The organism is Mucilaginibacter sp. (genome assembly GCF_025362475.1).
In the GTDB taxonomy this organism is placed as follows: Bacteria; Bacteroidota; Bacteroidia; order Sphingobacteriales; family Sphingobacteriaceae; genus Mucilaginibacter.
In genome coordinates this window covers 94,574-111,900 of record NZ_JANYGH010000001.1, presented here as the reverse complement: position 1 = coordinate 111,900, position 17,327 = coordinate 94,574, and the positions used below count along the sequence as shown (strand labels likewise).

The 17,327-nt window shown below is 43.1% G+C and carries 11 protein-coding genes; 7 read left to right on the top strand and 4 right to left on the bottom strand.

The features are described from left to right. The first annotated feature begins 413 nt into the window (after nucleotides 1-413). Complete coding sequence (locus Q0R88_RS00480) at nucleotides 414-992, top strand: RNA polymerase sigma-70 factor (RefSeq protein ID WP_295711131.1); 579 nt, start codon at nucleotides 414-416, stop codon at nucleotides 990-992. Nucleotides 993-1,005: 13 nt separating this feature from the next. Here the strand turns inward: Q0R88_RS00480 and Q0R88_RS00475 are convergent, their stop codons facing one another. From Q0R88_RS00475 to Q0R88_RS00460, 4 genes are all read right to left on the bottom strand, one after another. Further along, the gene (locus Q0R88_RS00475; protein WP_295711127.1) at nucleotides 1,006-2,187 is read right to left on the bottom strand and encodes a chromate transporter; all 1,182 of its coding nucleotides are present in this window, start codon (nucleotides 2,185-2,187) and stop codon (nucleotides 1,006-1,008) included. Then, a complete protein-coding gene (locus Q0R88_RS00470; RefSeq protein ID WP_295711125.1) occupies nucleotides 2,172-2,621 on the bottom strand; it encodes a chromate resistance protein ChrB domain-containing protein in 450 nt (149 codons plus the stop codon). The genes Q0R88_RS00475 and Q0R88_RS00470 overlap by 16 nt, the downstream gene beginning before the upstream one ends. 29 nt (nucleotides 2,622-2,650) lie before the next feature. After that, nucleotides 2,651-3,640 carry a DUF1259 domain-containing protein gene (locus tag Q0R88_RS00465; protein WP_295711123.1) on the bottom strand — a complete coding sequence of 330 codons (990 nt, stop codon included), beginning with the start codon at nucleotides 3,638-3,640 and terminating at the stop codon, nucleotides 2,651-2,653. A gap of 61 nt (nucleotides 3,641-3,701) precedes the next feature. Continuing rightward, nucleotides 3,702-4,562: a chromate resistance protein ChrB domain-containing protein gene (locus tag Q0R88_RS00460; RefSeq protein WP_295711122.1), complete on the bottom strand. Its 861-nt coding sequence runs from the start codon at nucleotides 4,560-4,562 to the stop codon at nucleotides 3,702-3,704. Between the two features lie 188 nt (nucleotides 4,563-4,750). On the opposite strand from Q0R88_RS00460, the gene Q0R88_RS00455 reads away from it, so the two are divergent. The 6 genes from Q0R88_RS00455 to Q0R88_RS00430 all read left to right on the top strand — a co-directional run bounded on the left by Q0R88_RS00455 (nucleotide 4,751) and on the right by Q0R88_RS00430 (nucleotide 17,270). Beyond that, nucleotides 4,751-5,953, top strand: coding sequence for a FecR domain-containing protein (locus Q0R88_RS00455; protein WP_295711120.1), 1,203 nt, complete (start codon nucleotides 4,751-4,753; stop codon nucleotides 5,951-5,953). A 223-nt stretch (nucleotides 5,954-6,176) separates the two neighbouring features. Beyond that, nucleotides 6,177-9,698 (top strand): TonB-dependent receptor, encoded by a 3,522-nt coding sequence (locus tag Q0R88_RS00450; RefSeq protein WP_295711118.1) that lies wholly within the window; start codon nucleotides 6,177-6,179, stop codon nucleotides 9,696-9,698. A 19-nt stretch (nucleotides 9,699-9,717) separates the two neighbouring features. Then, complete coding sequence (locus tag Q0R88_RS00445; RefSeq protein ID WP_295711114.1) at nucleotides 9,718-11,574, top strand: RagB/SusD family nutrient uptake outer membrane protein; 1,857 nt, start codon at nucleotides 9,718-9,720, stop codon at nucleotides 11,572-11,574. A gap of 32 nt (nucleotides 11,575-11,606) precedes the next feature. After that, complete coding sequence (locus tag Q0R88_RS00440; RefSeq protein ID WP_295711111.1) at nucleotides 11,607-14,456, top strand: SusC/RagA family TonB-linked outer membrane protein; 2,850 nt, start codon at nucleotides 11,607-11,609, stop codon at nucleotides 14,454-14,456. 27 nt (nucleotides 14,457-14,483) lie between these two features. Continuing rightward, nucleotides 14,484-16,160 (top strand): RagB/SusD family nutrient uptake outer membrane protein, encoded by a 1,677-nt coding sequence (locus tag Q0R88_RS00435; protein WP_295711108.1) that lies wholly within the window; start codon nucleotides 14,484-14,486, stop codon nucleotides 16,158-16,160. A 75-nt stretch (nucleotides 16,161-16,235) separates the two neighbouring features. Then, entirely contained in the window at nucleotides 16,236-17,270 is a 1,035-nt protein-coding gene (locus Q0R88_RS00430) for a DUF1735 domain-containing protein (RefSeq protein WP_295711105.1), read from the top strand. Nucleotides 17,271-17,327: the final 57 nt, after the last annotated feature.

Sequence of the window (17,327 nt, the reverse complement as noted above, 5' to 3'; positions counted from 1 at the left end):
GTGAGCAATAGCAAAACGCTACGGCAAATAGTTTTTTTTAATGTTAAAATGTATTTCGGCCCATTTTTACAGGCCACATACTGTACTGCTTTTAACAGGAAAGCCGTGTAAAATAAATCTATATAAAACCAAAGTTTAAACTAAGCGGAGGATAGCCACGGAACAATTTCAATAACTTGAAATAAGTTTTTGGACTTTTTTTTATTTTTTTAACAGGCAGGAGTGGTGATAGGTAAATGATAATAATTTGACGTTATGTGCTGTAAGATAGTGTATTATCTCGCATGTCTTACTTTTTACACAACGTGTAATTGCTGCTTTTATTGCCACTACAATACCACTACTTTAATTTAATGTTATGAATTGCGAAAATTTACTCTTTATATTTATAAACCAATTTATAAACAGCAAAAGTGCATCAGGAAATTAGCAGCAGTTATATTCAGCAATTGATTGCGGGCGATGAAGCCGCGTTTGATATGATCTATGAAACATACTGCGGTAAGGTTTACAGGCTGGCATTTAGGTTTTTAAAGGATGCTGCGCAAAGCCAGGAAATTGTGCAGGAATGCTTCATAAACCTTTGGATTAACCGGCAAAAGCTAAATCCGGAGGGAAATATATGGCTGTATTTGTATGTAATTGCTAAAAGGCTTTCACTAAATGCACTGAGGCAAATTTGCCAGTCGAGAGAGCTTACCGAAAAACTGATTGATCATATCAGTACCGTTCATAATGGTACCGAAGAGGATGTGCTGGTACATGACCTTGAACATTTTACCGAACAGATCATCAATAAACTGCCTAAGCAGCAGCAACTCATCTTCAGACTAAGCAGGGTAGAGCACCTTACGCATAAGGAGATTGCAGAGCAATTACAGATATCACCAAATACGGTAAAAAATCACATGGTTGAGGCGCTTAAAACTTTAAAATCCCACCTGCAATATTCTGACCTGATCTATTTTTTAGCCCTGTTTTTTTGGGTTTAGCAAAAAACGTTGATTATAGCGTTTTGATCAATATGCCGATGATTGCGGCAATACCAATGATATATGGCTCCTGTAATTTTTTGATATAAATAAGGGCCAATACAGCTGAAATTGCGATGAGTACGGTAGGGATATCAATGATTGACCGCAAACCAATCACAATTACAGAGCCTACCAAAGCGCCAATCACAGCCGCCGTAATGCCATCAACAAAAGCTTTGATGCTGGTATTCTTAGCAATTTTTTTAAAGGATGGCGCCAGGGCAACTGTAAATAGATAACATGGCAGGAAAGTAGCCAATGCCGCTACGCAAGCTCCGGGAAAACCCGCAACCAGGTATCCGATGAAGCCAACGGTAATCACCACCGGGCCAGGTGTGATCATTGCCACGGCAACTGCATCCACAAACTGGTGCTCATTTAACCAGCCAAATTCTTTCACCACACCACCATGCAGGAAAGGCACTATAGCCAGCCCGCTGCCAAAGACGAAAGCCCCTGCTTTGGCAAAGAACCAGGCAATTTGTTCCAGGGTTTTGCCTTCATATTTCCAAAAGCCCGTACTGATCATTATACCCGCAGGTAATACCGCAGGTTTTTTGAGCCATTGCGGCGGCGCCTTGATAACCATGTATAAAATGCCGCAAGCGATAAATAAAAGGATCTCTTCCCGCTCGGTAATAACGGTGATAACGATGCCCGCTATATAAAACAGCCACAAAGGCCATTTGGATTTCATAGCAGCCGGCTCAAACTTGCTGATGGATTTTATAGTGAGTTTGTAAGCACTCATAGCGATGATACCAATCACGGCCGCGCCGACGCCATAAAATACCGCCTGCATCCAGGGCAATCCCCCGTAAAGCTGGTAAGCCATCCCTAATAATACCACCATGATAAACGAAGGCAGTACAAAAGCCAGCCCTGTTAACGTGGCGCCTATCAGTCCGTAATGTACAAAGCCAATATAGATGCCTAATTGCGCGGCCAAAGGTCCTGGTGCAAGCTGCGCCAATGCCAGGCCCTCCTTGTATTCTTCCTCGGTTAGCCAGCCTTTTTTGTCTACCAGGTCACGTTGCATGTAGCCAACTAAGGCCACCGGACCGCCGAACCCCCAGGTGCCGAGCTTTAGAAAGTACTTTGTAATATCCGCCAAAGAATAAGCGGGGCGCAGTTTTATCAATTGTTCTTCCATGTGTGTATTTCCATTTGTACATATTTAGCCCAGCTATACAGAGCATCGTAAATGATCAGCCCATAAGCCAGTTGCTCCTGATCATCTTTAAAGTTATAGGATAATCCGGCGGAGATGGCCCAAAGGCCGGCTGCCTGTTGTGCCAGATCAAAGCGGTTGGTGTCGGCGCCGCGAACGATATCTGCCATCTGCAAAAGCGCTGAAACTGTTAAGCCATGTTTTTTGATGATATAGTCAAACGTGCAGCGCTCGCCCTCATGAGTGTATTCCACGCCGGCAATATCGTACGGTATCGCGTTAAGCGATTTTGCCAGTTCGATAACCTGTTCCTTAGGCACAAATAGAAACTCGGCTGATGGGTCAACAAAGTTTTTAATGAGCCAGGGGCAGGCGATACGGTCAATTTTTGGCCGTTCACGGGTGATCCATTTCATAACAATTGGGTTTAAAGGTTCATGGATAATTACATCTTCATACTTTCCATTTTTTTTGCTTGTTTTCCTAAAATATCCAAAGCAGCACGGAAACCTTGCGCCAATGTAGCCGCATTGCCACGGCCATAATAATGCAGGAAAATCATGTGCGGATCATCGCCCAGCATGTGGTTGTGTACCGCAACTACTTCCAGGTTATGCGCCCGTAAGGTTTTGATCACGCCATTTACTTCACTTTGCAGCATAGCAATGTCCCCGGCAATATGTGCATCATCATGTTTACCAGCGAAAGAGGCCCAGCTATTCAGGCCGATGTTGGTTGTCATTTCCACGCCCATTGCCACAACGTTCAGGTCGGCCCGGCCAATAGTATATTTATAGGTCGGCCCGTTTACCGTGCCGGTATATTTCACAATGGCGTCCAATGCGGGCAGGTCAAAGTTTTCCTTTCCGGTAACCGTTGGCGGTGCTGATGGTGCTGGCTGGTTAGATGGGAACAGTTTGCTGTCGCGGATGGTATCCGCATATTTTTTAGCCAGTTCAGCCACGCTCCCCATCCCGTGAATATGCATGTAGAATATGCGGGGCTCTTCGTAAAAAAAGTGGTTGTGTATGGCGGCTATTTCCAGCCCGTTGGCATGGGCTGCGGAGATCAATGGATTAACTTCCTCCATTTGCAATACCGTATCGCTCATCACCATGGCCGATTTTCCATCAATGGTCTTTTTGAATGATACCCAACCACCAAAACCAAAAGGAATAGGTACGGGCTCACCTTTAATTTTCATTTTAAGATCGTTGCGGGGCAATGGAGTGGTGTAAACAGCTTCAGCATCTTTGTAGCTGCCTTTTTTACCCAAAGCTGTATCAACAGCGGCCATTTCCTCTGCGGTTAAGGCCGGTGTTTTACCATGCGGCATGGGAAGGGCTTTTAATTGATCAATGGGTAACAGTAAAGCTGCACCGGCAAGTGCTGTAGTCTGTAAAAATTGCCTGCGGTTATTATTTGGTGTTTTCATAGATAGTGGAATTTCATCTATGCAATACTACCAACAAAGCCCTGCTGTAAATAGAATGGATTTAACTATTAGTATCCTTTTTACTTTTTTCGCTGTTTTTTTTATAGAGGGTAGGCGTCTGGCCGGTCTGTTTTTTGAATATGCGGGTAAAATGGCTCTGATCAGAAAAGCCGGTTAGGTAAGAGATCTCGGTTAAGGAATAATCGGTGCTGCCCATAAGGTGCATGGCTTTTTCAATACGCATTTTCCTGATGTATTCTCCAAAAGAAAGGTTTTCAAAGTATTTGGAAAATTCTCTTGATAAATAAGTCGGGTTGATCTCCAGTTCATCGGATACCTGCTGCAAGCTTAAAGCCATATTGGTATCCAGCTGATCCTGGATCATTTCTTTCAGCTCTTTTGCCCATTCAGGCGCTTTTTTAGATTTAGTGTCTTTGATGTATTTATGGTATACCTCCAGCAGCATTTGCTCCACCGGCCCGGCCTGGGTATGTTTCAACTGGTGGAGATGTTTCGCCCAGCTATACAGGCCATCGTAAATGGTCATGCCCAGGTTCAGGAGTTCCTGATCATTTTTAATATTATACGCCAGCCCCGAAAATATCGCTTCCAGCCCCGCTGCCTGTGGGGCAAAGTCATGCCGATCGGTATCCGCACCGCGAACGATGGCCGCTACCCGGTCAAGCGCGGCATCTTTCAACTGGTGCTTTTTGATAAAATAATCAAAAGTGCAATGGTCGTCATAATGCGTGTATTCCACGCCAGGCAAGTCAAAGGGTGTGGCGTTTAACTCGCCGGCCTTTATCAATACCTGGTCAAACGGTACAAAGATGATCTCCGCATCAGCATCAATAAACCTTTTGATTAGCCAGGGGCAGGCGATGCGGTCAATCTTAGGGCGTTCACGGGTGATCCATTTCATTTGTTGTAATTCGAGCTGTAAATGTAATCAAGAACCTTTAGTGTCTTACTAAAACTAAAAAAACACTGGCATGAAAAGAGAAAATTCGCACGAAATAAAAAAAACTTTATTCTCAACTAGTCCTATGGTAGTTTCTGCGTGTTCTCTACATAATTAACCCCTTCCGGGTTTTGTTATAAACCAATTATATGAACAATAACAGGCTAAAGTATTTGCTGCAGCAATATTTTGATGATACTATAAGTAGGGCTGATTGTACAGAGCTACTCAACTATCTGAAAGAGAACCCTGCCGAAATAGCCGACCTTGTTGATGAAGAATTATTAAAGCTTGATGCTGACCCCGAGTTTAACCAAATACAGGCCCGCAAGGTTTTAGATAATATTAAAACCGACCCAAGGTTTAATCAAGCTCCACTGGCTGTTAAGCCCAAAACAAAAATTGTAAGTCTGTTTGGCAGCCTGGCAAAAGTTGCGGCGGTAATTGCTGTTTTTAGCGCCGTTGGATTTTATTTGATACATAAACACAAGCCCGCTGATAACCAGGTTGCAATAGTTAAGTCGTCAAAAATTTTACCGGGCAGTAATAAGGCGGTTTTAACGCTGGCTAATGGTAAAGCCATTGTGCTGGATAATAAAGCCAACGGCACGCTTGCAAAGGCCGGCCAGGTACAGGTAAATAAAGTAGCCAACGGAAAGTTGGTGTATGATGCTTTGCCAACTGATGTTAAGGCAAAAGTTATTGATAACGCCTTAGTGTACAATACGCTATCTACCCCTCGCGGCGGCGAATACCAGGTGGTGCTGCCCGATGGCACCCACGTATGGTTAAACTCTGCATCGTCAATAAGTTATCCTGTTGAGTTTGCGGGCAACGAAAGACGGGTTAAGCTAACCGGTGAGGCCTATTTTGAAGTGGCTAAAAATAAAGACAAGCCTTTTTATGTAAACAGCAATAACGTGCAGGTAAGAGTATTGGGTACACATTTCAATATTTCGGCCTATAATGATGATGATGAGCTTAAAGCTACTTTATTGGAAGGCTCGGTTCAGGTGAGTAAGAATAATAGCCAGAGTTTGTTAAAGCCCGGTCAGCAGGCAGTGATAAACAATGGCGCCGATATGATCCGGGTTTCGCAAGCCAATATCAACGAGGTAATGGCCTGGAAAAACGGCTATTTCATATTTAATGATGATAACATTGCCACCATACTAAAAAAGGTATCGCGCTGGTATGATGTTGATGTGGAGCAAAAGGGAAATTTTGAAGGGCAGCATTTTGGCGGCACATTTTACCGCACAAAGGGTATTGATGAATTATTGAAAAACCTGGAAAAAATTGGGAAAGTTCACTTTAAGGTCACAGGAAGGAGGGTTACTGCTATGGAATAGTTTTACACTCTCCTTTTCTATACCAGTAATTATCTGCATAAAATAAAAACCAGGAGCGTTCGTACCGCCCCTGGCCTCAGCCGTGTTATGGCTGCGTCAGATAATGAAAATAATTGCAGCGAATACAACCACTTATTAATAAACTGACATTCAAATGTATAAAATTTTTACTGCATTTACTTGCGGCAAACAACGTGGGCGCCTATATAAACCTGTGCTTATCATGAAGCTAACTCTTATTTTGTTAACGGCAACTTTTTTACAGGTAACTGCTGCAACTTACGCGCAGAAAGTTACTATAAAAGTAAAACAGGCTACTTTAAAAGAAGTTTTTGAGGAGATACGGAATCAAACCAATTATGATTTCCTGTACAACTCAGACGATATTAAATTAGCCAAACCCGTTACAATTGATCTTAACAATGTAACCATAAAACAGGCCATGGACGCTTGTATGGGTAAACAGGCTTTAACCTATTCAATTGAGGATAAAACCATACTCATCCAAAAAAAATCAACCAATCAAAACAACAGCAATGCTCCGCCCAAAAAAATAACAGGTAAAATAACCGATAAATTGGGTTTACCTGTACCCGGTGTAACCGTTAAAGAAAAAGGAGGCAAGGCTATGGCCGTAACAGGTACCGATGGTACTTATGCCATTAACGTATCAGATGCCAATGCCACATTAACTTTCTCTTTTATTGGATTTACCACCAAAGAAGTAGCCCTAAATGGCGGCTCGGAACTAAACGTAATACTCGAAGATACCCAGCAGGGGCTTAACGAGGTTGTTGTAGTAGGTTACGGTACGCAAAAAAAGGAATCCATCACCGGTGCTATTTCTACAATCGGTACTAAGGATCTTACACAATCGCCTGTTGCCAATTTAAGCAACGCTTTGGCCGGTAGGTTATCTGGTTTAACAGCCATCCAAACATCTGGTAAACCGGGCGATGATAACTCAACCCTGTATATAAGGGGGGTAGGTACTTACACAGGCCAAACTGCCCCATTAATTATGGTTGATGGTATTGTGCGGGATAGTTATAACGATATTGATGCCAACGAAGTGGAAACCATCAGCATACTAAAAGATGCATCGGCTACGGCTGTATATGGTGTGCGTGGTGCCAATGGTGTAATACTAATTACCACCAAGCGTGGTAAAGAAGGAGCGCCAAAGGTTAGTGCAACTGCCCAAACCGCCATATCGCAGTTTTCGAGGATGCCTAATTTTGTTAACTCCTATCAATATGCTTCCTTGCTGAATGAGCAGAGTTATGAAAATTACTGGATTCAGCATGCTAAAGATGCAGATATCAAAACCTGGAATGATTTTGCTCAAAAAAGGGATGCCAACTGGATAAAAGAGGCTACCATTTATTACTCGCCCGAGGATCTGAAATATTATCAGAACGCGCATACGCCTACTTTAAACGGGCAAACAAATCCTTATTATGATCCCTACGGTCACCCTGACCAGGATTGGAAAAAGCAGATCTTTAAAAATTTCGCGCCTCAAACCCAGTATAATGCCAACATCACCGGCGGTACCGAATCTGTAAAATACTTTGTTTCCCTAGGTTACCTTACCCAGGGCGGGTTATTTAATACCGATTATATGCCTTTCTCTGATGAGATGCAGTTTAAAAAGAAACGCTACAATTTGCGTGGTAACCTGGATTTTGATGTAAACAAAAATTTCAGGATCTCGGTTGATGTAGGTACCCAGTTTGTTACCATCACCGGGATGGATAATGATGGCTACACCTGGGAGAAACGTATCCTGTGGTCATCTCCGCTTGGATCTCCAGGGATGATTAATGGCAAATTCGTAGTGCCATTTAGTAACCAAAACGATCAGCTGAATCCCTTATATGCTATTGCCAGCAGCAATAACTATAATATTACCAATAACAGTACACTAAACTCGGCCATCAGGCTAAGCCATAAGCTTGATTTTATTACCGAAGGTTTATCGGTAAATGCAAAGGGAGCTTATGATAGCTATTTCAGCAGCCGTACAGGTGGTGGTTACAAGCCATTGTTGTATGGCGTAAGGGCAAATCCCAATGGCAATAAGCTGGACCCCATTTTGGTACAGCTAAATGATGATACCCCGCCGCAAAGATGGTCTGACTGGAACAATGGTAAATGGCGCAAGGTTTATGGCGAGTTCTCCATTAACTACAACCGCACGTTTGCCAAAAAACACGCTGTAACCGGCCTTTTGCTTTATAATGCAGAGAAAAAATACGACCCGAATTTAGCCTATGATCTTCCGCATGCTTATATGGGTGTGGCCGGCAGGGTTACCTACGCCTATGATAACCGGTATTTTGCCGAGTATAACATGGGATATAACGGATCAGAAAACTTCCCCGAAGGTAAACGGTTTGGCTTTTTGCCTGCCTATTCATTAGGCTGGGTAGCCAGTAATGAATCTTTCTTCCCTAAAAACGATTACGTAACCTATTTAAAGGTACGCGGTAGTTTGGGTAAAGTTGGTAATGATAACATAGGTGGGGCCCGTTATTTATATTTACCAGATACCTGGCAATATGGGCAGGGCTACAACAACGGTGGTGGTTACACTTTTGGTACCCTTAATGATCGTAATACCATCCGCGGTGCTTATGAAAGCGTTATTGGTAACCCTGATGTTACCTGGGAAACCGCTACAAAATCAAACATTGGTTTAGAGGCCCATTTATTTAATGATAGGGTAACTGTTGTTTTTGATCATTACAATGAGCACCGTATCAACATCCTCTCCTATAAAGGTACAGTGCCTCAAATTGTGCAGGCCACTTTGCCGCCGTATAACCTGGGCGAGGTTAAAAACTGGGGTAACGAGCTTGAATTAACCTATAACAGTACCCCCGGCAAATTTACCTGGTGGGTAAAGGGCAATGCCTCAACCAATAAAAACAAAATCATTTTCAGGGATGAAGCCATTGTGCCAGGCTTAGAATACCAGGCGGCAACAGGGCGCCCAATTAATCAACCTTTAATGTTGCAAGCCAATGGGTTGTATACGTCATGGTCAACCCTGTATGCAATTGATGGTAATGGTAACCCTGTGTTATCAAATCCTATAAGGGCGCTTAACAAAGCGGGCCAGCCTTATGTAAACGCCGCAGGCCAGCCGGTTTATCAAAAAGACCTGGGTTATGCCGGGGCGGCATTGCAACCGGGCGAAGTTCGTTTGGTTGATATTAATGAAGATGGCGTGATCAACGAAAAAGATTATACCAGGACCGGCAAAACAGATATTCCGGAATTAAGCTATGGTTTATCATTTGGCTTTAGCTTCAAGGGGTTTGATTTTTCGGCTTTATTACAGGGAGTAGCCGGAGTAGCCAAGTTTGCCAACAGCACCATCCACTTTAATAAACAACAATCGCTTTTTGAGGTAGATGCAAACCGTTTTACCCAGGAACGGTACAATGCCGGCGAGCGGATAGATTTCCCTATCGCGGCATATAACCAGGCAGCTACCTACAATACCTTTTTCCTTAAAAATACTTCCTATACAAGGTTAAAAAACATGGAGATAGGCTACACATTTAAACCCGCCTTTTTAAAACGGGCAGGTATCCGCACGGCGCGCCTGTATGTGAACGGAGCCAACCTTTATACCTGGTCGCCAAACAAAATCTGGGGCGATCCGGAGAATTTGGGCTACGTGGGCTACCCGCTTACCAAAACCTACAATATTGGCTTAAATGTTAATTTTTAATTAATTAAAGCGAGAAAAGATGAAAACAAAAAATATAATTATACTGCTTTTGGCATGCTTAATTGGCGGTATACTTTCACCGGGATGTAAGAAGAGTTTTCTTGAAAAACCAAAAGGTGGTTCGGTAACGGTTGATACTATTTTTCATACTAAAAACCAGGCGCAATACGCTGTGGCGCAAATGTACATGCTATGTATCCGGGGCTATTTTCCTGAAACTTATGACGGCTGCCGTCCAGAAGCTATTACAGATCAGCTTTATATTATCCATCCGGCGTATGACTGGGCTTCAAACACCATTGGCACAGGTACCTATATTACCGGTAACATGAGCGCCAACGCCACTTGTGATTATGGCTTTGGTGCCGATAATGGCAACGGCTTTGGCTGGCATTATAAAGGTATCCGCCAGGCCAACCTGGTATTAAAAAATATCAACATGGTTACGGATGCCGATAACAGCTGGAAACAGGATGTAAAAGGGCAGGCTTTATTTTGCCGTGCCATGCAGCATTATGAGCTGTTCAGGTATTACGGAGGTATCCCCATTGTAAATAAACCGTTGGATGGTACCGGTAAAATATCCGTACCCCGCAGTTCGGTACAATCAGTGGTTGATAGTGTAGTTAAATGGTGCGATCAGGCTGCGGCTCTGTTACCTGCCACACGCCCGTCGGCAGATTATGGCAGGATAACAAAACTGGCAGCATTGGCCCTTAAATCACGAATCCTGTTGTATGCGGCAAGCCCCTTGTATAATACACCCGCCAACCTTAAATCAGAAGTTACCGGAGCCCGTTATGGCGATGGCCGGGATACAGTGCTGGCTTATCCTACCTATGACCCGGAGCGCTGGAACAAGGCTGCAAAAGCTGCTAAAGATGTGATTGATGCTGCAGGCGCTTCAGCAGTATCGCTTTACAACACAGGTAAAGCGGTAACTACCGGCGAAACCTATGCAACAATTGGCGATTATGAATCTGTTTGGAATGTGTTTGCCAACCAGGAACTAATATTGGTAAATACCTCAAACCAGGTACCAAGCGGTAATGCCTGGGGCGATGGATCTGCATGGGGCCAGTACCTGTCATCAAAATTGCGTTTGGCCCAATGGGGTGTTAAAAATAATGTACCCATTGAGTTTATGCAGCAGTATGAAAAAAAGGATGGTACAAAATGGACACTACCCGCCAGCGGAACCGATTTGCCTTCAGATATCAAGGCGCTTGACCTCGACCCGCGTTTTTACCAAACCATTGCTTATGATGGTATGTACTACAGCAGCCAGCGGGGTACATTGGCCTACTACAAAAAAGGCGATTACAGTACCGATGGTAACCTGGCCAGCAGCGATGCCGGTGTTGATGGGTATGCCATGGAAACCTACAAGTTTGTTGCCCGTGTGGATAACATGAGCGATAATCATTTTGCATGGCCGGTGTTTCGCCTTGCAGAGTTTTATTTAAACTATGCCGAAGCCATTAACGAGTACCAGGGCCCTACAGGTGATGCTACCAACTACCTTAACCTGATCAGGAAAAGAGCCGGCATGCCCGAAAAACATCCCGTGGATGCAGGCGCTTTCAGAGATGCGGTACAAAATGAGCGCACTATTGAATTTGCTTATGAAGGCCACAGGTATAATGATCTTAATCGTTGGTTAAAAGCCAAATCTGTATTAAACGGAACCTTGCATGGCATTGTAACTACAGCCCGTAATGTTGGCGGTACCTTAAAACGTACCTGGCAAACTACCTCGTTTGTTACAAGGGTTTTCCCGGCAAGGTACTATTACGTTCCATTCCCTAATGATGAAGTAAGTAAGCGTTACCTGGGTAATGCTAAGGGCTGGGATGGACAAAATCCAGGATGGTAATTGGCTTTTACACATTTTAACTAATGAAAAAAATGAAAAAAGAATATATAAAACTTTTTGCCTGGATTTTTTCATTCTGTAGTTTTTCTGTCGCGAACGCGCAAACTAAGAATGTAATTTCAGCAGATTCCATTAAAACTGATCAGAATAAAACCAACACAGTTGACTATGGATTAAGGACTGAAAAATCATGGAGAAATACGGGCGCTGTTTTTACGCTTAAAGGCGATGAACTAACCCATATGATGGCCGGTAATTTATTAAATACGCTGCAGGGCCGTATTCCCGGTTTAACGGTAGTAACCGGCTCTGGCGAGCCCGGCTATGATAACCCCACACTTTATGTACGCGGGCAAAGCAGCTGGAATGTTGCAGGTAACCAGGTAGTGATTTACCTTGATGGTTTCCAGGTAGATATGGGCGCTATCAGCTCCTTGTCGGCTTATGAAATTGAATCAGTAACGCTTTTAAAAGATGCCGCCGCCACAGCTATATATGGCTTGCAGGGTGGGGCAGGTGTACTAAGCATCCGCACCAAAAAGGGGGGCAATTTGCCTAAAACCCAGATAACCGTTAACGGCAGGTACGGCATATTAAGCGCGGTACAATTACCAACTGTTATGAATGCCTATGATTATACCCGTTTGTACAACCAGGCTTTGCAAAATGATGGCTTGCCAACGAAGTACAAAAATCCCGACTTGTATAAAGCAACTAATGATCCTTTTCATCCAAACGTGAACTGGTACGATGAAATGCTAAAAAAGACCTCCACCATACAGGATTATAACTTCTCCTTTAGGGGCGGTAATGATATGGCTAAGTTTTTTGTGTTGATGAACTATACCGATTTTGAAGGTTTATACAAAAACGCCAGCGCCATTGATAAGGATTTTGGTACAAACGCACATTACAACAAAATTAACCTGCGGGCCAATGTGGAGTTGCAGCTAAGTAAAAGCTTATCTGTTGAAGCCAACATCACCGGGATAACCGAGGATAAAAATACCCCCGCTGGTTTTACGGCTACATCATTGTTCAACAACCTGTTGGGCTTGCCGCCGGCTGCGTTTCCTATAAAAAATCCTAATGGTACCTGGGGAAACAGCTCGGTATATAATTTTAACCCTGTTGAGCTTTTACAGCAAAATGGTATTTATAACTCGCATACCCGTAACCTGCAAACCAACTTTGGCTTTATTGAAAAATTGGATGTAATAACCCCGGGCCTGGCCTTAAACGGATCGTTGTCATTCAGTAATCAATACGTTGGTACTTATCAAAAAATTTTTACGGTACCATCTTATGAAATTGTTAAAGATGCCAATGATATGCCCGTAATGGATGCCGGAAAAGTGGTTTACAAAACCATAGGCACAGTTAGCCAGGGCATACTTGATGGAGGCAACCAACACTGGAACAGAACCGCCATTAAAATTGGATTTGATTATAACCGCAGCTTTGGCAAAAATACTTTTAGTGGTATGGTGTTGGGGCAAAGACAGGGTTATAGCCATGATGGGCTGGTTTACCAGGTTCGTACCCAGGGCCTGTCGGGCAATGTAACTTATGATTATGATCAAAAATACATTATTGATCTGTCTGCCGCTTACAACGGATCGGCCGACTTTGCCCAGGGACATCGCTACGGATTTTTCCCTGCAGCAGGTTTGGGCTGGATAGTATCTAAAGAAGATTTCCTGAAGGATAATACCGTCATCAGCTTTTTAAAGGTGAGGGCTTCTTACGGTACTACCGGTAATATTAATGAAAACTTTCGTTTTTTAAATGAGCAATGGGCGTTAGGCGCCAATGGCTATATCGTCGGAACAAACAATACCTATAAAAACGGGATGACCGAAGGTTCGTTTGCTAATATCAACGCTTCATGGGAGCAAAAAACCACACTGAATTTTGGTGTCGATTTGAAACTATGGAAAAAACTATCGGCAACGGTTGATGTATTTAGCGAAAAACGTACCGGTATTTTAGAGATTCCATCGGCTGATGTACCCTACTTTACCGGCTTTAATTTGCAGTATGCCAATACCGGCGAAGTAAAGAATAAAGGTTTTGAAGCGGCACTTAATTTCAATGACCAGGTTAATTCTTTTCAATACAACCTGGGCGGCTCAGTAGCTTTTGCCCGCAATAAAATAACCAAACGATCAGAAAGCGCCCAGCCTTATAACTACTTGTATACCCAGGGTTATAGGCTCGACCAAATGAAAGGCCTGGTTTACAAAGGCTTTTACCAGCAATCTGATTTTGACGCCAGCGGTAATTTAAAACAAGGTGTTGTTTCATCATCTTATGCAAATGTTAAACCCGGCGATTTAAAATTTGCCGATCAGGATGGTAACGGTATCATTAATGATTATGATAAAATACCTATGAACTACGCTAAACTGCCCGAGATCACTTTAGGGTTTAACCTTGGGTTTAAGTACCTGGGTTTTGATTTTGACGCCTATTTAGAAGGTGTGATGCACCGCACGGTGAGCCTGCTTGATGATGCCTATTTATATACTCATCCTTTTGTAAACAGCAATTCCATTACGCCATTTTCTGCCAATAGCTGGACCCCCGAAACGGCAAATACAGCCACAACGCCACGCCTGTCAACCTTAAGTAATGCCAATAACAACCAACAATCTGATTTTTGGTTGCGTAACGGCAATTTCTTTAAGCTGCGCAGTATTGAGTTGGGTTATACGTTGCCTAAAAAAGCATTTTTAAAGAAACTTGATGCTATCAGGCTATTTGTAAATGGCACCAACCTCATAACCTGGGATAAAATTGATAACCTGGAGGCCGAACGGCTTTCTATGGGCTATCCTTTAATGAAGGTTGTAAGCTTTGGATTGAGAGTGAAATTGTAATAGTAAACTATTAGTAATTACCAAGAAATGAAAAGAAATCATTATATAATAACAGTGTTGGTGCTGAGCACTCTGCTGTACTCCTGTAAAAAGGATTACCTGGATGTAAAGACGATAAAGGCTGATATTTCTGTAGAAAAACTATATGCCAATTACACTTACGTGCAGCAGGTAGTTTGGAATACGTACAGCTACCTGCCAGATGGATTTGCTAATCTTGATCTGGAAGCGGCCTCGGATAATGCCGAAAGTACCAATGTGAACTCCAGATCACAAACCTATAATTACGGTATCTGGAACCAATACAATAACCCGGATAATGCGTGGCTAACTAATTTTAACGGAATAAGGCAAGCTAATGAATACCTTAAAAACAAGGATAAGGTTGATATATCCTACATTAAAGGCAAGATAACATCAACAGATTCAACCGCTTATTTTAATGCCCGCGATAACGTGAAGTTTATGCAGGGGGAAGTGCTCTTTTTGAAAGCTTTCTTTTATTTTGAACTGGTTAAACGTTATGGCGGTATGCCCATTCTTGAAGAGCCGCTTGATTACAGCAACAAAAGCAGCTGGGATAATATTCCAAGAAATTCTGTTGACGAGTGTGTTAAATATATAGCCACTTTATGTGATAAAGCTGGCGCAATAATTCCCGCCGATCTTTCGCCCTATTCATGGTACGATGATGGCCGGGTAACGCAAGGCGCTATCAAGGCTTTAAAGGCCAAGGCTTTATTGTATGGTGCAAGTCCGCTGTTTAAAGACAATGGATCAACCACTACATGGGCACAGGCAGCGAAAGCCGCGCATGATGTAATTGCATTAGGCAAATATCAGCTTGATGGCAACTACACCAACCTGTTTGGCTCCAATAATGCTGCATCAAAGGAGTTTATTTTTTACCGTCGTTACGGTGCAATAAATTATGTGGAATATTATAATTTCCCCATTGCTTTTCAAAACAGCATTGGCAACAGTATTACGCCAAGCCAAAATTTTGTAGATGATTACGAAGTTGTTACCAGTGGTAATGCTGTTCCGTTTGATTGGAATAATCCGGCCCATGCTGCAAATCCTTATGCCAACCGCGATCCGCGTTTTGCCGCTACGGTGGTTTATAACGGTTCATTGTTTAAAGCAACTAATATTGAAACCTTTACCGGTGGCAATAGCGGCTTGCCAAAGCAAAATGCCACCAAAACAGGCTACTACTTATCCAAATGGGTAAACCAATCTGTTGATCTTGTAAACGCTACTACAGCTAATCATACATGGAGCTATTTCAGGTACGGCGAAGTGCTGCTGAACTATGCGGAAGCAATGTTTAATGCCTACGGTGCCGATGCAGATCCGGAAGGGTATGGAATGACGGCCCTTAAAGCTATCAACACGGTAAGGCAGCGTGCGGCAATGCCCGTAATAACAGCGGTACAATTGAACCAGGCACGTATTGAGCATGAGCGCAATGTGGAGTTAAGTTTTGAAAATAACCGCTTATGGGATGTGCGCCGCTGGAAAAAAGGGGTGGCTTATTTTAACAAACCTGTAAACCGGATAGAGATCACCAACACAGGCGCTACCAATACCTATGTTGTTAAGCAGTTAGAAAACAGGGTGTTTTACGATAAGATGAACTGGTATCCTATACCACAAAGCGAAATTGCAAAAACACATTGGGCACAAAATCCAGGCTGGTAATAATATAAACGGATCATTGCATCACCTGGTGCAATGATCCTTCATGATTTGAATTATTAACGTAAAAAATATTTTATGAAAACTCATGCATCAACAATACTAAAGTTGTCGGTTTGCTTTATGCTGACAATGGTATTATCCTGTAAGCAGGAATATCTGCAGGGACCAAAAACCACAAAAACAGTTAAGGTTTATTTGCCGCAGGCAGAAAAGCCCAACGGCCTTGTTGCCGCCCTAAACGATTCAAAGCTGGCTGTGGATACAATAGCGCATACCGCTAATTTTGCTATTCCGGTTTACCGGGGCGGCGAATCGGGATTTGATCCCCTAACCGTAGATGTAAGCGTTGATAACAGCAACATCGCCGCCTTGGTTACATCGGGCGCACTCCCTGCCAATACCATCCCAATGGACCCAACCGATTTTACTTTGGCAACAAAGGACTCCGTTGTTTTTGATAACAACATTATGAAAGGCAACATTGTACCCAAAATTAAAATAGCTAACCTGAATAAATATAGCGGTAAAGTTTTGGCGTTGGGTGTTAAGATCAGTAATTCATCAAAACAGGAAATTAACGCGGATATGAATAGGGTGATCATCTACTTTGATGCCGATGCACTGATAGACGCGGTAACCCCCAAAACAAACATGGTTGATAAAACCAAATGGAGTATAGTGAAGTATGGCGACGGTGTCACCTTTAAAGTGAACGATGATGGCAGTATACTGGCAACAGGAGGTAATTGGGGGCAGCAGGGTGTTATCCAAACCTTTGAGGTAAGAGCCAACAAACAGTATAAAATTGACATGCACGTAGCCGGTTCTGGCGCTACCGACTGTTGGTTTGAGGTTTACGTTGGTAAAGCTGCGCCTGTGGCCGGCAAGGATTATAGCGACGGCGGAACACGCATTGCCTTAAACACCTGGAATGGTTGCGGTAAAACACCTTTTGATGCATTACTGTCATCACTGTCATGTGCAGGCACAGGCAATGTTGTTTCGTTCCCAACTGCAGGTACGGTTTACCTGGTTATCCGTTCAGGCGGTTCAAGCCTGGGAACAACGGGTATCAAGCTTACTGCTATCGATTTTAGAAGGGTAAATTAAGGTGATTAGTGATAGGATGATGTTCTAAAAGTTTGTCATCCTGAGGAACGAAGGATC